The organism is Streptococcus porcinus (assembly GCF_900475415.1).
Lineage (GTDB): Bacteria > Bacillota > Bacilli > Lactobacillales > Streptococcaceae > Streptococcus > Streptococcus porcinus.
The window spans coordinates 374286-395293 of sequence record NZ_LS483388.1 but is presented as its reverse complement, the minus strand read 5'-3'; the positions used below and the strand labels follow the sequence as shown (position 1 = coordinate 395293).

At 36.4% G+C, this 21008-nt stretch carries 15 protein-coding genes and 1 pseudogene; 2 read left to right on the top strand and 14 right to left on the bottom strand.

Going from position 1 to position 21008, the window contains the following annotated elements; all coding sequences use genetic code 11:
• Positions 1 to 20: 20 nt before the first annotated feature.
• The 14 genes and pseudogenes from secA2 to DQM45_RS02040 form a co-directional block, all read right to left on the bottom strand.
• Positions 21 to 2404, bottom strand: a pseudogene (gene secA2, locus DQM45_RS02105) (accessory Sec system translocase SecA2).
• A 12-nt stretch (positions 2405 to 2416) separates the two neighbouring features.
• Positions 2417 to 3418, bottom strand: coding sequence for an accessory Sec system protein Asp3 (asp3, locus tag DQM45_RS02100; RefSeq protein ID WP_003083925.1), 1002 nt, complete (start codon positions 3416 to 3418; stop codon positions 2417 to 2419).
• A complete protein-coding gene (gene asp2 / locus DQM45_RS02095) occupies positions 3418 to 4950 on the bottom strand; it encodes an accessory Sec system protein Asp2 (RefSeq protein ID WP_003085525.1) in 1533 nt (510 codons plus the stop codon). The genes asp3 and asp2 overlap by 1 nt, the downstream gene beginning before the upstream one ends.
• Positions 4943 to 6502 carry an accessory Sec system protein Asp1 gene (gene asp1 / locus DQM45_RS02090; protein WP_003083441.1) on the bottom strand — a complete coding sequence of 520 codons (1560 nt, stop codon included), beginning with the start codon at positions 6500 to 6502 and terminating at the stop codon, positions 4943 to 4945. The genes asp2 and asp1 overlap by 8 nt, the downstream gene beginning before the upstream one ends.
• Positions 6503 to 6516: 14 nt before the next feature.
• Positions 6517 to 7761 carry an accessory Sec system protein translocase subunit SecY2 gene (gene secY2, locus DQM45_RS02085; protein WP_003083785.1) on the bottom strand — a complete coding sequence of 415 codons (1245 nt, stop codon included), beginning with the start codon at positions 7759 to 7761 and terminating at the stop codon, positions 6517 to 6519.
• A 185-nt stretch (positions 7762 to 7946) separates the two neighbouring features.
• Positions 7947 to 9365 carry a Fe-S cluster assembly protein SufB gene (sufB, locus tag DQM45_RS02080; RefSeq protein ID WP_003083209.1) on the bottom strand — a complete coding sequence of 473 codons (1419 nt, stop codon included), beginning with the start codon at positions 9363 to 9365 and terminating at the stop codon, positions 7947 to 7949.
• A gap of 22 nt (positions 9366 to 9387) precedes the next feature.
• Positions 9388 to 9831 (bottom strand): Fe-S cluster assembly sulfur transfer protein SufU, encoded by a 444-nt coding sequence (gene sufU, locus DQM45_RS02075; protein WP_003084859.1) that lies wholly within the window; start codon positions 9829 to 9831, stop codon positions 9388 to 9390.
• A complete protein-coding gene (locus DQM45_RS02070) occupies positions 9818 to 11044 on the bottom strand; it encodes a cysteine desulfurase (protein WP_003083731.1) in 1227 nt (408 codons plus the stop codon). Before DQM45_RS02070 ends, sufU begins: the two co-directional genes overlap by 14 nt.
• A gap of 14 nt (positions 11045 to 11058) precedes the next feature.
• Positions 11059 to 12324 carry a Fe-S cluster assembly protein SufD gene (sufD, locus tag DQM45_RS02065; protein ID WP_003084770.1) on the bottom strand — a complete coding sequence of 422 codons (1266 nt, stop codon included), beginning with the start codon at positions 12322 to 12324 and terminating at the stop codon, positions 11059 to 11061.
• A gap of 93 nt (positions 12325 to 12417) precedes the next feature.
• On the bottom strand, positions 12418 to 13188 hold the full coding sequence (sufC, locus tag DQM45_RS02060; protein WP_003083205.1) for a Fe-S cluster assembly ATPase SufC: 771 nt from the start codon (positions 13186 to 13188) through the stop codon (positions 12418 to 12420).
• Positions 13189 to 13313: 125 nt separating this feature from the next.
• Positions 13314 to 14468 carry a glycosyltransferase family 4 protein gene (locus DQM45_RS02055; protein WP_003084251.1) on the bottom strand — a complete coding sequence of 385 codons (1155 nt, stop codon included), beginning with the start codon at positions 14466 to 14468 and terminating at the stop codon, positions 13314 to 13316.
• A 6-nt stretch (positions 14469 to 14474) separates the two neighbouring features.
• A complete protein-coding gene (mecA, locus tag DQM45_RS02050; protein ID WP_003085872.1) occupies positions 14475 to 15230 on the bottom strand; it encodes an adaptor protein MecA in 756 nt (251 codons plus the stop codon).
• A gap of 115 nt (positions 15231 to 15345) precedes the next feature.
• On the bottom strand, positions 15346 to 16185 hold the full coding sequence (locus DQM45_RS02045) for an undecaprenyl-diphosphate phosphatase (protein ID WP_003083097.1): 840 nt from the start codon (positions 16183 to 16185) through the stop codon (positions 15346 to 15348).
• Between the two features lie 124 nt (positions 16186 to 16309).
• Positions 16310 to 18214 (bottom strand): DUF2207 domain-containing protein, encoded by a 1905-nt coding sequence (locus DQM45_RS02040; protein WP_003084460.1) that lies wholly within the window; start codon positions 18212 to 18214, stop codon positions 16310 to 16312.
• A 189-nt stretch (positions 18215 to 18403) separates the two neighbouring features.
• Between DQM45_RS02040 and DQM45_RS02035 the strand changes: the two genes are divergently transcribed.
• Both DQM45_RS02035 and DQM45_RS02030 read left to right on the top strand, forming a co-directional pair.
• Positions 18404 to 19975, top strand: a complete 1572-nt coding sequence (locus DQM45_RS02035; RefSeq protein WP_003083433.1) for an ABC transporter substrate-binding protein/permease — start codon at positions 18404 to 18406, stop codon at positions 19973 to 19975.
• Positions 19968 to 20708 (top strand): amino acid ABC transporter ATP-binding protein, encoded by a 741-nt coding sequence (locus DQM45_RS02030; protein WP_003085541.1) that lies wholly within the window; start codon positions 19968 to 19970, stop codon positions 20706 to 20708. The genes DQM45_RS02035 and DQM45_RS02030 overlap by 8 nt, the downstream gene beginning before the upstream one ends.
• Positions 20709 to 21008 lie beyond the last annotated feature (300 nt).

The following is a 21008-nucleotide window of genomic DNA, read 5'->3' as shown; positions in this document are numbered from 1 at the left end:
CTCCTATGTGACCAATATTGCTATGTAAAATATGCTACCAATTCCCCCTTTGGATTATAAGCTAGCATGCTTAAAGCAAGATTTTTGATGATACTTTGTTTAACTCGGAACTCCAGTTCTTTAAAACTTAATAAAGCTTCCCGATGAAATTCATAGATTGTATTTCTTTGTGCTGAATGTCGGCTTGCAACTAGTACCCTGAATTGTTGGAGATAATCAACTTGTTCAATCCATGCCTGATCAATAGCTTTTAAAATAGCCATTCTCTGGAAATTAATATAGTCTTTTTCATTGTGAAATTGAGCTTTTTTATTTTCCATTTCTTTCAAGAAGATTTCTTCTAAAACTTTCTTTATTGCTTTATGATTTCCACAATCAATCCCTTGCCCTGAGAATTGATAAGATAGATTATCAAAAACATAACGACTTAAACTTTCTTCCGTAATTTGACCTTGGCTACCCAAATAAGTATCTAACACTTCTTCTAGTATCGCCAAGACATCCACTGACTCCAGTTTTTCTTGAGCAATTAATTGGTTACGTAAGTTATAAATCATTTCACGTTGAACTTGTATGCTTTATCCATCTCAACAGCACTTTGTCTAGCTTGTCTACCATGACTGTCACTAGCTTCCTGAGCCTGATTTAAGATGCGTTGATAACGGTTTGACCTTAACAGTTTTGGATGATTAGGATTTATTTTAGGTAACTGCTTACGCAAATAATCTAAAAGCCCTGCTGGTCCCCATTTAATAAGTAATGGGTCTTCAAGTGATGCGAAAAATTGGCTCATGCCAGGATCTCCCTGCCGACCTGAACGTCCTCGCATCTGTAAATCAATCCGCTTTGAGGGCATTCTTTCAGTACCAATCACTGCTAATCCTCCCAATTCAGCAACACCCTTACCCAATTTAATATCAGTTCCGCGACCAGCAATAGCCGTAACAACTGTTACATTTCCTAATTGTCCTGCTTCGGCAATCATCTCTGCTTCTTTGGCTGTATTATAAGCATTTAAAACACTATGAGCAATGCCCTCTTTTAAGAGTAAATGGGAATAAATCTCTGACATTTCTACACTTGCTGTTACTAATAAGACTGGCTGGCCTGTAGCATGAATTTTCTTCAAAAAAGTCATAGAGGCAAGAATTTTTTCTGGCAGACTCATGTATATCCTATCGGGATAATCGATACGCTGAATCGGGCGGTTTGTTGGAATAGTAATTACAGGCATATTATAGGTTGTGATAAATTCATCATCAGCAACTCGCCCCGTACCAGTCATTCCACTCAATCGCTCAAAGAGTTTAAAAAGATTCTGATAAGTAATACTCGCCATTGCTCGCGTTTCAGGTGTTTTTTCAACAGATTCTTTAGTTTCAAGAGCTTGATGTTGTCCCGCTTGTAATTTGGTGCCTTCCAAAACACGACCACTTATAGCATCTAAAAGGACTATTTCATCATTATCAACAATATACTCTTCTTCACGCTTATAGAGATGATGAGCTTTAAGAGCTAAAATAATATGTCTAACGATTTCGGTATGCTTAGCATCAAATAGATTAGTGAGTCCAAAAAAAGTCTCTGCTTCAGTGATTCCTTTATTGGTTAGCCAAACATTTGTACGCTCATCGTTAAATTTATAATCCTTTTCTTCTTCCAACGTCGTCACAAAGGTATTAGCAACATTGTAATAGTTCGATTGAACACGTGGAGAACCCGAAATAATTAAGGGGGTCTGTGCACTATCTAGCAGGACTGAGTCTACTTCGTCAACAATAGCATAATAAAAATCTCGTAAAAATTGATTGTCTATCGAGTCTGCTAAATTCTGAATTAAATAGTCAAATCCCAAAGTAGAGTGGGTGGTGTAGACGATATCAGCTCCGTAAATAGCTCTTTTTTCTGCAACTGATAATTGTTCAGAAGGACTTTCTGGAACACCTAAAGCGACCGTCAAGCCCATCCAACGGTAAACTGCTCCCATCTCTGTTCCATCGCGCCTTGAAAGATAAGCATTAGTTGTCACAAGCATGACACCTTTACCAGTCAAAGCATTTAAGTAAAGAGGCATAGTTGCCGTTAACGTCTTCCCTTCACCCGTTCGCATCTCTGCAATGTTCCCACCATGGAGAGCAATGGCCCCCATTACCTGAACATCATAAGGAAACATCCCAAGGACACGTCGATCTGCTTCTCTGATTGCAGCAAAAGCCTCAGGCAATAAATCCTCTAAAGTCTCTCCAGCCATCAGACGATTTTTAAATTCTTGCGTTTTAGCTTGTAATTCACTATCCCTTAGCTTAGCCATACTATCTTGGTAGCTATTGACCTTGTTTAAGTTTCTTTTAATAGCCCTTAAACGTAAGCTATTAATACTAAGTTTCTCGCTTAAACTCCCCAAAATAAGCTCCTTTTAATTTTCTTCTGACAATTTTGCTAAATAATGATGAGGTCGTAAAAGACCTTCAACCAAAGCAAAGCTATCATCTTCTTGTTTTGACTTTATAAAATGCTTAACCTTATAATTATTTTCACCTTCAAGCAGTTCTTTCACACGTTCTAAATCATCAGACAGGTTTTCAATGTCCACCTTCAATGCCTTATCAAAGTCAGGATAAGTGCTACAAGTGGCCTTTCCTTTTTCAAAAGCATGTTCCAAGAGAATTGCAGCACAATCAGACTTAGGTCCTGTTCCAATAAAATGAATGCCCTTATCTAAAAACTCTGGAGCCTCTTTATAAATAGTACGCGCGACAAAATCCACAAACTTATCCGTTAAATAAGCCAAATGCTTGAGCTGGGATACTCCGACAACTAAGATATTTCCCAACCGATGAAGATGTTTCAAGGATTGTGGCATTAATTGCCCATCTTGATTTTCTAATAAGAAAACAGTTAATTCGGAAGCCACTGCTAGGCTGTCTTTATGCAAAGCATTGACAACTATATAAGAATCAGACAAAGATTCGTGTGAGTCCTTATTATAAAGTAAAATACTGTCAAAAACGAAGTCTTGACAACCTGCATTGATCAAATCAATTTGATAGGAAAAAGTCTCTTCTGGTAAAGAGAAGTCAGCACTGTCTTCCTTGATAATTTTATAAGAAATGACTTCTTTACGGCGATTAAAGAAAGTTAATCTAAGATAGGGAACATGTCCTTTGTTAGTTTCAATATTTAACTTCAGACAATAGTCAAGGCCGCGTTTTAAGATTGGTAATTTAGGGATATCACGGTTAGCTTGAAAATTAGTTTGTGAATACCAAGAATGAATCACTGTACCAACTGGCAAGTAATCTTGATGATAGGAAATTCGACCATCTCTTAAATAAGATAGATCTACGCCATACATATAAGTATCTTGATGCAAAAGTCCCCAGTTAATTAAAAATCCCTCAAATTCCTGAGTCTGCATTAAGGTTTCCTCCCAAAATCTAAAGTCATAATTCTAGCATATTGATTCAAACACCATTGGTTAATGGATGCGCTATTGTCATTGTGCCTACCTTCAATCCCTTTAGAAATAACCTTAACTTTTTTTCCCTGAACTCTATCTAGAAAATCTAGATAGGCTGTCGGATCATAGTCATCATCTTTCATATAAGCCATGGCAAAAAATGTTCTGCTTAAATCAGCTTGATCAATAGCTTGCCAAAATTTAAGATCAAGTTGTTCTAAAGAATCCTGATTTAGGGATCCTGTCAGGAAATGAACGATATCAAAAGCCGTTCCAAAATCATCAGGACGAATCCGATAACCGTTTTTAGCAACATTTCCTAAAGAAAATAAAGGCTTCCCAAGAATAACAGCATGTGGTTGTAACTGACTAGCATAATAAGTAGCACCTAAAGTTCCCATAGATAAGCCAGACATAATCATTTCTTGAGAGTTAAAACCTAGATAGTCTAATTTCTCTGTGATAAAATCTGTTACCTGTTTTTCCAGTTGCTTGCTAGCGAGGTAGAAAGAGCCACCTTCTAGTCTTGGATCTCCTATCAAGATAAAAGGTGCTTTTAATTGAGACATCATCCAGTACCCTTCAAACCCTTCTGCAGGTCGGTAACCAGAGAAATAAACGTTAAGTGGAGGCTTCAAATCACCTGGACTAAAATAAGCAATTAGCTCTTGCCGATGATTGTCAACCAGTCTCTGTCCTCCCACTATAAGTTGCCCAAAGTGCTCACGACTTCTCCTTTGATGTAAGGCTCCAACCTTTAATTTACCTCTCCCTTTAACATATAAGACAAAGGACAAGTAGTGATTTTTATCTCTTGCACCAATAGTAAGCTGATCTTTTAAATCTGACTCTAAAAAACTATTAACCTCAACAATATCAGAAGTACTTTCTGCGAAGCTATAAACTTTTAAATTAAGGCTAAGGTCGCCGTTTTTAAGATATTCCAACCAAAAATTTAAGGATTGTCCCGAAAGATGTAAACTATTATAACGCCAAGTTAGCAACGGCTGAAATTCTTGACCAAAGTCGCCTTCAAAAACAGTAAAACTATTACCTTCATAAGAAACTTGTCCGGAGAAGTTTTCCGAGACATCAATATAGCGCATGTCAGTTTTGGAGCCCTCTTGACTAGGAAAAAAGTTTTGGGCTAGTTGCTTCACCAACTCTTCTGGTGCAGTCATATCCATTGCCTCAGCTAGTTTTGATGTAAATAAACGCGCCTGTAGCTTAGTATCAGTAATTCGATTATTGTAAAAGACAGAATAAGGCATAGCAAAATCAAGCAAGTCTTCATAACTATCCTCATAATCTAGCTCATCAGTGAATAAAATAACTGAGAAAGGAGCAACAGGCTTTCCTTTAGAATCAATGAGCGATATCTGATAGTCTGTTGGCAAACAATATGACCAATCAATAGTCTCAGGCATAATAAGTAAGTCACTCCAATTTTGACTGCCTATTTGAAGGACTCTGATTTTTTCCTTAGTCATTTTTGCCCTCCAATTGAGCTTTCCATTTAGTTATTAAAGCTTGCCCTGTATTTTCAGCAATTTTCTCAATGGAATAAACCAAAGATTGATTCCAATGTGACAAGCCCTTTAAGTAATAATCCAAACCTTTACTAATATCATCAATTTGACTAGCTATATAACCATTTTTCTTATGGCTTACATAGGCCGTTTGCACTTTATTAATTTGAGGAATCCCCGAACTAATAGCAGCTATTTGATGATACAAATCCGGCTCTATTCCAAAGTCAATTACAATACGACTTCTTTTAAAAGCAGAAATAATATCATTTTCTTCTGTAATAATTAAGATATCGGCCCTTAAAGCTTTTTCTTCTGTATTTTTGTCAGGCAAGCTATTCTCTTTGTTAGACAATTGGTTTGGGATATAGGTATCTAGATAAGTCTCGAGTAAATCCTGCAAGTTTGTAATCCGTTCACCATAGCGTTGATAAGTAGCAACTCTTAAAGTAAGTAGTTCATTTTCAGCCATCTTTTTAAAAATTAAGGTTAAGATAGCTTTCATATCTTCTTTGTCCACTGTATCTACAAAAAAATAGATTTCCAATACTTTTTGACGGATACTTAAACCCAAGTCAAATCGACTATCAAAAGGAGAAAGTTGGACAATAGGTGGGAAGTTTTTTTCTTTTGCCAAAGATTGCAAAGCAACTACATTTTTATCAGTATCAGATACTAAAAATTGGGCATCTGAAAAAATTTCCCTCTCAGCAAGGCTTAAAGAATCTAACCTTTGTCGGCTTTGGTAAAAGGAAAAGATGGTTCGTCTAGTGATACCTTTAAAGAAAGTATTATGTTGCTGATGGCTAGCAATAACAAAGATATCGGCAAGATTTGTCATAGCTATTTCTTGATCAACCATTTCTTTAATCAGGGTTTCCCAATTGTTATAGGTTTTTTGCTTCAGAAATGGGACTTGTTTAGAATTGATGACAATTCTATCAGCGATAGCGTGATTTAAATATTCTCTAAGACACCATGAGCCTGCTTGATTCACATAATCTTGATAGCTTGCTTGGCCATTTTTAAAATAAAGAATACTGGAAAGGAAACCTCGGTCATCAAAAACAAGTTGCTCTTTTACCCTTTTACCATCTTTTTCAAAACGAATGATTTGGAAAAGGTTTCCATTAGTTGTAAACTGCAAGCGCGCGTAGAGGTAATCATTGACAAGAACACTAACTGTGAATGGGGAATATAAAAAGGTCGCTCCTTTTGGCCAATTTAGGTTGCGCCAATCTAGTGGAGAGAACTTGCTCTCTTGGCAATTTTGCAGCTGATCAAATAAAGACCAAACTTCAACTTCAAGTAATCCTTTTTGGTGTAAAAAAGCTCTTAAGTGAGGGGAATAGTTCAGAATCATGATTCGAACGTTTTCTTGGTTGTCATGAAAGACCTTAATTTGATTGACACTATCATCAAATTGTAAATATTGATTGATATGTGTCCATTCCTTGGTATCATCATACCAAGGTCGATCTTTTTGATACCAAGCTGGAATAAAGTGGTACATAATTTCTCTCTCAATTATAAAATATTGCGGTATTGTTTATTCAGTTGAAGCATCTCAACTTGATCGAAAATCGTAAAAAGTAGAGTGGCTAAAATCAAAACAGTTCCTGGAAAGGTTGATATAGTTGTATCAACCTTATAATAATGCCCTAAAACTAGCGGAAAACCAATTATAAAGCAGGTGTAGGCTCCCCCTAAGAAGCCAACTTGTTTTACAATCTTGTTTAAAAATGTAAAAGTTGGAGAACCAGGTTGAACCCCGTGGATATAGTCACCCATCTCCTGCAAACCCTCAGTTACCTTATCTGGCTTAACATTTACCAGAGCAAAACCAATGGTTAATAAAAAAAGTATTATTAAATAAACAGTTAAACCAAATGATTTTGATAAAACTAAATTAGAAATCAAATAAGCTATCGTTTGATTATGAGGGTATACCATTTGTAGTCCAGATAAAAAGTATTGTGGTAAAACTAGTAAAGTCATACCATACATTATTGCCATCCCACCAGCTACATTCATCTTGATTGGAATATAAGACTTGTGGGCAAAATCATTATGAATCATCACACGCTCTAGAGGAATCCGATACTCAGCTCGCTCTAAAAAGATTGTTACGACTAATGCAGTAATCGCAAAAATGAGGATCAGTCCATACACCCATAGATGGGAGCTAAAATGAGAATCTTTAGCTAATGCCTGAGATAAACGAGCTGGTAAACTTGATATTAATCCTACTAAAATAATGATACTTGAGCTTCCCAATCCAAATATCATGTTTAAATTAGCTAGCCACATCATAACAAAACAACCAGCAATTGATAGAAATGCTACGATAATCAAAAAACCAAGACGATCAAAAGGAAGCAACCAAGTTTGAAAGGTCATGAAACTCAAGAGACCTAGCGATTGAATGACACTGATAATAATCATAATGATTTTACGCCATCTATCTGCAACAGCCATTGGCATTTTCTGTAAGTTTAACTTTTTACTCGTGCTGAAAAAACCCCAAAGAATCATTGTTGACATCCAAGGACCTAAACCTAAAGTGAATAATGAAACCTGAGAGAAATCACCCCCAGATACCAGACTAGCAATAGTCATTAAATCACGGTTTAAGCCACCAAAAGCTGATGCATCGACATCAACCAAGGGAAGTGGAATATGTCTCCCTATTAAATAAACTAATATGATAAGTAAGCTTGTGATCACCTTTTTCTTCAAAGGTGATTTAACCATTTGCCGATTGGCCTGCATATTAGAACCCCAATTCTAATTTTTTGATTTTTTATATTTACGCCTCTATTGTAGCATAAAGCACCAACATTGTTTTGGCTTTTTAACTAGAAATCACTTTTTGAATCTGATTTTTTTGCTAAAAATTTTCTCATCAAAAAAAGCCGTCACAATTGACGACATAACTACCTAGCCTTAGTTTTTACCTATCCTACGGATCCTTCCATTTCATAGGCAATAAGTCGATTCAACTCAACAGCATATTCCATTGGTAATTCTTTCGTAAAGGGCTCGACGAATCCCATAACAATCATTTCCGTTGCCTCACTTTCGGTCAAGCCACGACTCATCAAATAATAGAGCTGCTCTTCTGAAATTTTAGAAACCTTTGCTTCATGTTCTAAGGCGACTTGAGAATTGTGAATTTCATTAAAAGGAATGGTGTCTGATTTTGAAATATCATCCATTAAAATTGTATCACATTCAATGTGAGAAACGGATTTTTTGGAATTAGGATTAAAGGTTACCTGACCTCGATAGTCAACTTTTCCTCCGCCTTTAGCAATAGATTTTGACACAATTGATGATGAGGTATGAGGAGCATTATGAATCATCTTAGCCCCCGTATCTTGATGCTGACCAGCGTTAGCAAAGGCGATAGATAACATTGTTCCACGCGCACCGGGACCATCCAAGTAAACAGATGGATATTTCATAGTGGTTTTAGCACCAAGGTTCCCATCAATCCACTCAACCGTCGCATCTTGTAAGGCACGAGCACGTTTTGTTACCAAATTATAAACGTTATCTGACCAATTTTGAATTGTTGTATAACGCATATAAGCACCCTCTAAAGCAAAAATCTCAACAATAGCAGCATGCAGACTATTACTAGAATAAGTAGGAGCCGTACATCCCTCAACATAGTGAACACTTGCTCCTTCATCCACAATAATCAAAGTTCTTTCAAATTGGCCGGTATTTTCATTGTTGATGCGGAAATAAGTTTGCAACGGAATGTCGACCTTAACCCCTTTAGGCACATAGATAAAAGTTCCACCTGACCATACAGCTGAATTTAAGGCTGCTAATTTATTGTTTGTGGGAGGCACTAATTTTGCAAAATAACGTTTGAACAAATCCGGATATTCTTTCAAGGCCGAATCAGTATCTGTAAAGATAATTCCTAATTTCTCAAATTCATCCTTCATATTGTGGTAAACCACTTCTGATTCATATTGAGCAGAAGCACCTGCTAAATAGGCGCGTTCAGCCTGAGGAATCCCAATCCTTTCAAAAGTCTCTTTGATTTTTTCTGGAACATCATCCCAGGAACGAGCTGGCTTATCTGATGCTTTTTGATAATAAATAATATCATCAAAATTAATATCTGATAAATCAGCACCCCATGTCTGCATAGGCATCTTATTAAAAGTCTCAAGTGACTTTAGACGAAAATCAAGCATCCATTTCGGTTCCCCTTTAGCAGCAGACAATTCTCGAACAATGGCTTCACTTAAACCTTTACCGGTTGAATATAATGGTTGAACGTCATCATGGAAACCAAACTGATAATCTCCCAAATCAATTGGGTTTGGTTCGACCATATCATTTGTTTCAGACATATCTTTTCCTTTTCTTTCTATTTCACTCACTATCTACTTGACTCCGTCGAATAGCTTTTTCTAAAGCATGCCAAGCTAGAGTGGAACATTTAATACGTTGTGGAAACTTGGCAACACCCGCTAGAAGCTCAGCCTCACCCAGTTCTTTCTGCTTTGGATTCTCTTGACCTTGTACCATCTCAGAAAAGATCTGAATCAACTCTAAAGCTTCAGCCTTAGTCTTACCCTTAACAGCATCCGTCATCATACTTGAAGAAGCGATTGAAATAGTGCAACTATCTCCCACAAAAGCAATATCAGCAATCCGATCATCCTCAAATTTAACACTTAAAGAAATGACATCGCCACAAGTTGGATTATTGAGCACTACCGCTTCTACTCCATCTATGCTACCTCTATGATGAGGATTTTTTGAATGATCGGCAACGACAGCCATATAAAGACTGCTGAGTTTAGAGAGTGCCATTAAAAAACTCCTTTGTTTTTAGAATTGCCTCTACCAGACGGTCACAATCCTCCTTTGAATTGTAAATATAAAAACTAGCTCTCACAGCAGATGAAATCCCTAAATACCTCAACAAAGGTTGAGCACAATGGTGACCTGCCCTAACAGCTATGCCCTCATAATCCAAGGCTGTTGCAACGTCGTGTGGATGTAGACCATCTAAGTTAAATGTAAAAACCGCAGTATGTCCTTCTGGCTGGTGCGGACCATATAAGGTCAGACCATCAATCGCAAGCAATTTCGGTAAGATGTAATCAACAAGAGCTTGCCCATGTTGATGAACTTGATCCATCCCCAAATCCTCAAGATAACGAATAGCTTGTCCAAGTCCAATAGCTCCAGCAATATTTGGAGTTCCTGCTTCAAACTTCCAAGGAAGTTCTTTCCAAGAAGCCTCTTGCTCATAGACAAAATCAATCATTTCACCACCAAATTCAATTGGTTCCATTTGCTTGAGCACAGCTTCTTTACCATACAAAACACCAATACCTGTTGGACCCATCATTTTATGGCCAGAAAAAACATAAAAGTCACAATCCAGTTCTTGAACATCTACCGACATATGTGGAACAGCTTGGGCTCCATCAACAACCATATAAGCTCCTTGTTCATGAGCTAAGGCAGTAATCTCTTTAATAGGAGTAATCGAGCCTAGCACATTTGAAACGTGCGCCAAACTGACAAACTTTGTTTTAGACGACAATTTAGCTTGCAAGTCATCCCTATCAATTTGCCCATCTTTAAGATAGACATAAACCAATTCAGCTCCCGTCATACGGCAAACTTCTTGCCAAGGAATCAGATTAGCATGGTGTTCCATAATTGAAATAAGGACTTGATCTCCTTCTTGGAGAATAGTCTTGGCAAATTGGGCTACCCAATTCAAACCAGTGGTCGTTCCTCTTGTAAAAAGCACTTCTTTAGTACTTTTTGCATTAATAAACTGTCTGACTAATTCACGACTCGCTTCATATTCTCGTGTCGCCCTTTCTGCCAATGTGTGGACACCACGATGAACATTGGCATTATCTTCATAGTAATACTGCATTAGACGATCTAAGACAATCTGTGGTTTTTGCGTAGTTGCTGCATTATCCAGATAGATTAAGTGTTCATCGTTAACCATTTGGTTTAAAATGGGAAATACTTTTTTGATTTCAATACTATCTAACATACTAAACTCCTGCCTTAGGCGCGTGATGCCAATTTTTGGTCAAGTACAGCAATGATGTTATCTCTCACTTCTTTGATAGGAATCTCCGTAATAACAGCTCCCAAGAACCCACGAATAACCAGCCGTTCAGCCGTATCTTTATCTAAACCACGGCTCATTAAATAGTACATATCTTCCGGATCAACTTGTCCAATAGAGGCTGCATGCCCTGCTGTAACTTCATTTTCATCAATTAATAAAATAGGATTAGCATCACTTCTTGCTTTATCAGAAAGCATCAAAACACGGCTTTCTTGCTGGGCATCTGCACCCTTAGCTCCCTTGATAATATGCCCAATACCATTAAAGGTTAGCGTTCCTCTTTCCAAAATAACACCGTGTTGTAAAATATGGCCGACAGAATTTTTACCATAATTGGTTACGCGTGTATCAATTCCTTGAATTTGGCGACCACTTGAAGCAGCAACAACTTTCAGGTCAGCCTGACTACCATCTCCAAGTAAATCACTGTCAAAATCAGCGACAACATTTCCTTCGTTCATGATACTTAGTGACCAGTCAATAGTCGCATTATCAGCCAGACGACCTCGTCTACTAATATAAGTTGTTACAGATTTGCCTAACCGATCGATTGCCGAAAATTTGATTCTACTACCTGCTTGTGCAATAACCTCAACACTAATATTAGCAGTTGCTTTAGCTGAATCTTGGCCATAACTTTCAAACCTTTCCAAGTAAGAAAACTGGCTTTCTCTACCTGCAATAATCAAAACATGTTTATTAAATGGCACTTCACTGTCACTATCTTGTAAGAAAATTGCTTCAATCGGTTGCTCAATTTCAACAAAATCTGGGACATACAAAACCGCTGCACTATTAAAGTAAGCCGTATGGTAAGCACTTAGCTTATCTTGATTATCCTCAATAGCAGTCCCAAAATAAGCATGAATAATATCAGGAATTTCTTCTAAAGCAGAATAAAAATCGGTAAAAACGACACCTTGCTCATGAAGTTCCATTGGTAACTGTTCCATCACTGTCTGTGTTCCATTTTGTACTAAGGTAGGATTATCACCAATAGCTATAAAATCCGGAACCTTTGCTTCAAACGGACTATCTTCTATGCGACCATCTCCCAAATTCCATCGATGAAACTTGACCCGTTCGATTATTGGTAATTCTAAATAATCAATAAGGTGAAATGCTTCTCGACGTCGTTCTTGTAACCATGCTGGCTCTGCTTTTCCTTGAGAAAAAGCCATAATAGTTTCTAAAGTCATAATGATGTTTCCTCTTTCTCTAATATTGATAAGACAAGGCTGCAAAACAAAAAATGTCTACACAGCAAAAGCCATGACTTTTAAGATTCATCATTAAACTTCTTCTTTGTAGTCAATGCCTAGTTCTTCTGCAATGCCAGCATAGCCTTCTTTTTCAAGTCTAGCTGCCAAAGCAGCATCTCCAGAAAGAACAATTCGCCCATCCATCATGACATGAACTAAATCCGGTGTAATATAATTTAAAAGACGTTGATAGTGAGTAATAATCATTGCACCAAAGTCTTTTTGCCGCATTTCATTAACTCCTTTTGATACAACTTTTAAAGCGTCAATATCTAAACCAGAATCAATTTCATCCAAAAGGGCAAATTTAGGTTCCAGCATTAACAGTTGAAGGATTTCGTTTCGTTTTTTTTCACCACCTGAAAAACCCTCATTTAGGTACCGTTCAGCCATTTCCTCTTTCATACCTAATAATTCCATTTTTTGATCCAACTTGGTAATAAAGTCACGAACTGAAATTTTTTGTTCATCATCTTTTCCAGCATTCATAGCAGCCCGCATAAATTCGGCATTTGTAATCCCTGGGATTTCAGATGGGTATTGCATTGCTAAAAATAAACCCATCCGTGCCCTTTCATCAACTTCTAACTCTAGAATATTAATCCCATCAAAAAGAACTTCGCCTTCAGTTACTTCATAGTTGGGATTTCCCATGATAGCAGCGGACAAAGTTGATTTCCCTGTCCCATTTGGTCCCATAATAGCAGCAATTTCACCAGTTTTGAGGGTCAAATTTACACCTTTTAGAATCTCTTTATCTTCGATTGAGACGTGTAGATTTTTAATTTCTAACACAGACATCGCATACCTCTTTTTCTATTTCTTATCCGTCAAACAACAACTAACAGATTCAAGAATACTTTTTAATAATCAATTAAATTATAACAAAAAAAGGCGGTTAAGGCCTTCTTTGTGTTTGAAAGAATCTAGTGCTTCTTCCACTTTTTCATTTGACGATGACGAAAGTCGCTATTTCCAATAAACTTTAAAAGTTTAAAGAGTGGTGTTCTTTTTTCTCCCCATATTTCCAAACTTTCAATCAATACTTCTAAACCAAAAAGAAGACCAAACATCAACAAGAGTCCCCCGATTCTACTTGAGACATTCAACAACAAGGAAATCAAAGAAAAGAGCATAGCAATACCATAAACCACTAATACAGCCCCTCGATGGGTAAAACCCATTGATAGAAGGCGATGATGCAAGTGCATTTTATCTGGTTCATAAAACTTCTTCCCTGATAAGCTTCTACGGATAATAGCTACCGCAGTATCCATGATAGGAACACCAAGTATAATAACCGGTGTCACAACCACAACTGCTGTTGCATTTTTAAGTCCTTGTAAGGACAAGACACCAATCATAAAGCCAATAAAAAGAGCCCCTGTGTCCCCCATATAGATAATAGCTGGATGATAATTATAAGGAAAAAATCCTGCAATTGAGGCAATCAAAATAAGAATTGTTACTGTCAAGAAAAAGTCAATTTGTGGTAGAAAGAAATAAGAAACAATAGCCATCGTTACTAGACTAATAATAGAAACACCACTAACTAAACCGTCTAAACCATCAATGAGGTTAATAGCATTAGTAATAGAAACAATCCATAAGACCGTTAAAACAAAGGTTACAATAGGCCCAAAATGCAAAAGGGGGCCACCAAAAGGTACTTTGAAACTATCAAACCTAAATTCTGTAAAAGCCCATATAATATAAGCTCCTAAAAAGATACCAAGCATTTTTAGCTTGGGACTAATTTCAAAAAGATCATCAATATAACCCGTAATTGTTACTATTAAAGCTCCCATGACAACCGGAAAGATATAGGAAAAATAACTTTGCTTGTCAATTAAGATACTTTCAGATACCTTAGGCATCAGAATTAATGTTGTTACAAAAAAGGATATAAAGATTGCTAGTCCGCCACTACTGGGCATGGTAACTTTATTCACTCGTCTTGCATTTGGTTCATCAACAGTCCCTGTTTTAAATGCCAAAAAACGCACAATGGGAGTTAAAAACAAAGAAATTAACAGGGCCGCAATCAGGATTAATACATAATCAAATGTAAATGGAAACATAGTTTATCACACCAATTCAATCTTTTTCAACTGCTCTATTGCTTGATCTTCAATGAGTAAGGTTGCATGTTCTTGCAAATAAGCACGTGTTTTTGAACCAGGTAGTGCATGTTCAATTAACCTAGCATACATAATATTAGCAAAGTAGGCTGGCTGATTTTGAATATCAAGTAAGATTGTCAGGTGATAGCGACTAGTTTCCTTGTAAAGCTCTGAAGCTTCAATTGGAAAGTTGACTATCTTAGAAAAGCTAATGACTTCCTCTATCGTTAGGAAATCAAAAACATAATGAACATAGTCCATTGGTTCAACAATCTGAGCAGGTTCATCAGCTGCTGTAGTTTGAGATTGGCTTGCCTCAACTGCTTCTTCTAACATTTCTTCAATTTTTTCCAATTTTTCATGGGCATTGACATCGCCTTTTTCTATCATGTTTTTTTCAATTGTTTTAAAAAAATCTTCGGGTGTCATCTGAGAAACATCTCCTAAATCAGTTAAATCTTCAAAATCAATTTCTTTAGATAATTCTGACTTAGTAACAAAAACATCTAAACGATCTTTACGTGGGGTAACTCTGAAACTCAACATCCCACTATCTTTAAAGTTTTCAGGTAAATCCAACTCATCCATAACGGTATAGAAGAATTCTTCTGTTTTTTCCTGAGGAATCAAGAAATCTTTCAATTCCATTCCTCTTTCTTCTAAATCATCCATGCTAATCGTTATTTTTAGTGTTGTTTCACTAATTTGTTTCATTTCCATAGTATATACCTCGCACGCGTAGTCATTCTATTATACTCGAAAATAGACTTTTTCGCAATTTTGCGACCGAATTAAGGTTATCGCTAAAAAATCCATCCCTATTGGGACAGACTTTTTAAATAAATAAATTAACAAAGAAATAGATTATTAATAAGCTTCCCAAAATAATCCGATACTTTCCAAAGACTGTAAAATCATGTTTTTTGACATAGTCTGTCAAGAATTTAATAACATACAAACTTACTACAAAGGCTGTTAAACTCGCTGCCAGTAAGATCAATAACTGGCCAAAACCAAGTACATTTCCTTTTAGAAAGAACTTTACAACTTTTAACAAGCTAGCGCCAAACATAACAGGAATTCCTAAGAAAAAGGTAAATTCTGTAGCAACTGTACGACTTGTACCCATTAAAATCCCACCTAAAATAGTCGCTCCTGAACGACTTGTACCAGGAATAATACTTAATACTTGGAAAAGTCCAATAAATAAAGCTGTTTTATACGACATTCTCGCTAAACTGGTTACTTGTGGTTCAACTGTTTTGTTACGTTTTTCAATCCATATAAAAGCAAAACCGTACACAATAAGCATAAGGGCAACAGTAATAAAGTTGTAAAAATGTTTATTAAACCAATTGTCAAGAGGCATTCCAATAATGACTACTGGTAAAATAGCAATCACTACTTTCAACCAAAGTTGCCATGTTAAGCGGATTTCTGCAGCGCTTTTCCCAGGTTGAAATGGATTCAAGCGTTTGAAATAAATGACAACTACAGCAATAATCGCTCCTAACTGGATAACCACATTAAACATTTCCAAAAAGGCTGCATTTTCGCGTAATTTAACAAATTCTTCTACCAAAATCAAATGACCGGTACTAGAAATGGGTAACCATTCCGTAATCCCCTCAATAATACCAAAAAAGATGGCTTTTAAAATCTCAAAAAATAACATATTAACTCCTCGTTTTAGATAAAACCATTGTATCAGAATTTGGCAAAAATGATAAGCTAAGAATCAGATAAATGTGTTTTTTAAACAGAATATTTATACAATTTGTGGAAATAGCAAAGAAGCTTTAGAAAGCTCCGCCTCCACCTCCTCCGCCTCCTCCAGAGAAACCTCCCCCTGAGAATCCACCACCGCTTCCAGACGAGACACTGAAGTGACTAGCTTGTGTTGCAGCCTGAGCAGAATGCGTAAAATGAGTTGTCATCCCATACATAATGGGTGAAATGGTCGAATAGGTATGTACTAAATCTTGATCTGTCAACTCAATGCCATGTAAGGCCATATATCTTTCCACTTGATCAGCAAAACCAAACAGACTAGCATATACTAAAACCCGATTCCAAACGATCAAACTTTCAATCTCAGCTCGCTCAAAGTGCTTGATATCTTTTAGCATTAGAATAAAACTATCCCAAGGTTGACGAGCTTGTTGCCCTTCTTGGGTCAAAACACCTTGGAGACGATCAACCGAAACTTTTTTAGACATATAAATCATTAGCAAAATGGCTATAAGCACTAAAACGATATCAATCGTTAGATGAGTGCCAGAGGCAACAATCATGGCGTAGACAGCATGTGCAATAAGTATCAGAATAGGAATAACTAACAAGAGATTAGCAAAACCAAATAAAACCTTTTCTTTAATACTCATGGAACGATAGTAGGAATCTGATTCACTACCGATACTTTGAGTGACCCTCATAGATAAATCCTTAAGAGCATGATTTAATTTATTCAAATGTTCTTTACCACGCGCATTTACTTGACGCTGTAACTCTTTACCAGAATATTGTGTTTCCAATTTTTTAGAAATATCGGAGTCAAAAAAATAATCAGCAAACAGTTGATCCGTTTTTAACTTCTCGGCATCGCCAAAGGCCATATGTACAAAGGATTCTTCAAAATCAGTCAATACACTCCTATTCTTAAGAATTAAAAAGTAACTGTTAGCTTCCTTTTCAATCTCAATAGCTTTGCGGTCAATGAGATCTAAAAGAGTTGCTTGAACAAGATTTTCAAAGGAAATGTTATCATCTCTCAAATGAGTGTTAGCAGGATTTAACTTCTGTAAATTTAAATGAAATATTTTTTCTGCTACAACTAGCGGAGGTAGGTCATCTGGTAATGTATATAATTGTCCTTTGCCTCTATTTTTAAATTGAAAAACAGTGTTTTTAAACGTTAACCAACAAATAATAGCAGCTATAAAAAAGATTGCAATAATAACATACACATAGTAATCCACAAAATGACGAATCCATCTTGTTCGCTCGGCTATTTGTCGTTCAGTTGCCTTAAAAATAGGCAAATAGTTACGTGAAATTGCTTGACCGGAGATAATCTTGCTATCCCAATAAGCGTGAAATTCACTAACACCATCAACATCATTCGCCCATGTTTCCAGTTGACCTAAACTACTTGTATTAGCACTTGGCTTGAAATACCCTCTATGTAGATATAGCTCCTGCTTCTTACTAGGTGCTTGCGTATCAACCGTAAAATGAACTTTTTCAAGAGTATTATCCCAGTCTGATATAGGTTTCCAATTTAGTACAGCAATATCCTTATATTTATAGAGAATATTCGAAAGTTTCCATTTTACAATAATCTTAACATTATCATTCGGCTTACCAGCATTATAAATTTTCAAACGGTAACCATCACCAAGATCCTCGATTGAGCTGGAAACATTTACCTTTCCTCCATTTCGATAAGCTTCAATTTGGGGATCTGGATGAATATCAAAATCACTTGGCATTTTCCCTGCTTTTCCCAGACTAACATACTGCCCTTCGTAGCTAGTACTAAATAAATAGGTTACTTCTTGGGTAAATTGCGCACTATTATCCTCATTAATGTGGAGATGGCCTTCATAAAGAGGAATTCGATATTCTACACCACTAGCAAAAACGGAAGTTCCAAAGAAGCTTACAAAGACTATAAAGCTAATAAAAAATCGTTTCAAAACCATAAATTTCCTCCACTTTCCAGTTTATATTTTATCACAAAAGATAAGCTAATAAAATAACGAAGCAGAGCTAAATTATTTATTTTTAAACAAATAATTGTATATTTTTTCATTTTTCAAATAAAAATGATTGAAATCAAACCTTATTTGCTGTAAAATAGTTGGATATATTATAATAGATGGAGTTTTTCTATGAAAAAGCTATTACTGGCCTGCTTTTTTGCCCTCTTTTTCCTATTTGGGGGAAATAATCTAGCACAAGCAGATAATTATTTACGCGTTGGTATGGAAGCTGCTTACGCTCCCTTCAACTGGACACAGGATACAGATGCGAATGGTGCCGTTCCTATTGAAGGCACTAATCAATACGCTAACGGATATGATGTCCAAATTGCTAAAAAAGTCGCTAAATCACTTGATAAGAAATTATTAGTTGTTAAAACATCATGGACTGGCCTAATCCCAGCACTAACTTCTAAAAAAATAGATATGATTGCTGCTGGAATGAGTCCCACAGAAGAACGTAAAAAAGAAATTACTTTTTCTGATAGCTACTATACCAGTGAACCAGTTATTGTTGTAAAAGCTGATAGCAAATTTGCCAAAGCAAAATCTCTAGCTGATTTTGTGGGCGCTAAAATCACTGCACAACAAGGCGTTTGGCATGTCAACCTAATTCCTCAAATAAAAGGAGTTAAAGCGCAAACACCTATGGGCGACTTTTCACAAATGCGTCAAGCTTTATCCTCAGGCGTCATTGATGGTTATATTTCAGAACGACCTGAAGCTATGACCGCCCAAAATGCTAATAGCTCTTTCAAAATGGTAACTCTCAAAAATGGCTTTACTGTCAATTCATCCGATGCTGCTATCGCAGTAGGTATGCGTAAGGATGATAGTCGTATTAATCAGATTAACCAAGTCCTAACTGGATTATCTCCTAAAGACCGGCTAAGTTTAATGGACAAAATGGTAACATTGCAACCTAAAGAAGAAAAATCATCCAATACTACTAAACCTTCTTTCTTTCACCAAATGTGGACTATTTTAAGAACCAATTGGAAACAATTTTTACGTGGTACAGGGCTTACATTACTCATCTCAACGATCGGTACTGTTGTTGGTTTGATTATTGGTTTATTGATTGGCATATATAGAACCGCAACCAAATCAAAAAATAAAGTGGTTGCTTTATTCCAAAAACTTTTTGGATGGTTCTTAAACATCTATATTGAGGTTTTCCGAGGAACACCGATGATTGTTCAATCCATGGTTATTTACTATGGTACTGCTCAGGCATTTGGGATTTCAATAGATCGGACTCTAGCTGCCATTTTCATTGTATCTATTAATACTGGTGCATATATGACAGAAATTGTTCGTGGTGGGATATTTGCTGTTGATCAAGGACAATTTGAAGCTGCAACCGCCCTTGGATTTTCACACGGACAAACCATGCGAAAGATTGTTTTACCTCAGGTTATTCGAAACATTCTACCTGCAACAGGTAATGAGTTTGTTATCAACATTAAAGATACATCTGTACTGAACGTTATTTCTGTTGTTGAGCTTTATTTCTCGGGTAACACAGTTGCTACTCAAAATTATCAATATTTTCAAACCTTCTCAGTTATCGCACTGATTTACTTTATCTTAACTTTCACTGTAACAAGAATCCTTCGCTATGTAGAACGCCGATTGGATGATGATACGTACACAACTGTAGCAAGAGAAATGCCACTGGAGGAGTCTACTAATGTCTAATCCTATTATTGAAATCAAACATTTAAAAAAATCTTACGGTAACCACCAAGTTTTAAAAGATATTTCCCTCTCTGTAAATAAAGGCGAAGTTATCTCAATTATTGGCTCATCAGGCTCAGGCAAATCAACCTTATTACGGTCTATAAACCTCCTTGAAGAACCTACTGACGGACAAGTCTTATTCCATGGAAAAAATGTCCTCGCTGATGATTATAATTTGACTCATTATCGTGAAAAATTGGGTATGGTTTTCCAATCCTTTAACCTTTTTGAAAATCTTAATGTCCTTGAAAATGCTATTGTTGCTCAAACTACTGTCTTGAAAAGAAGTCGTTCAGAGGCAGAAAAGATAGCTAAAGAAAACCTTAATTCAGTCGGAATGACCGAGCAATACTGGAAGGCAAAACCAAAACAACTGTCTGGTGGCCAAAAACAACGTGTCGCTATCGCTCGCGCTCTTTCAGTAAATCCTGAAGCTATGCTATTTGACGAGCCTACTTCTGCCTTAGATCCTGAGATGGTAGGTGAAGTTCTAAAAACTATGCAAGACCTTGCAAAATCAGGACTTACAATGATCATCGTAACCCATGAAATGGATTTTGCTCAAGAAGTTTCAAATCGCGTTATTTTTATGGATAAAGGCGTCATCGCCGAAGAAGGAACCCCTCAAGATATTTTTGAAAATCCTAAACAAGATCGTACAAAAGAATTCTTACAACGTTTCCTAAAATAAAAAAAAGATCTCAAAAGTTAGATACCAAGCTAACAATTGAGGTCTTTTTTATAAAATAAATCTATAATAGAAAAGTAAAATAAGTGACAGTCATCTTATAGCTCTTAAAGAAATTTTAAAAAAATAACAACTAAACTAAAACTCCACTTTTTTAAAAGGTACCCCTATAGGGGACAACAACTTTAATTGTCGATATCAACGCTTAAGGTTTAGAGAAAATCTACGGTAAATACTGAACAACTTGTCTACAGTAGCATTTTCAATTCATACTCATTCAAAGTTACTACTATTTTTAAAATA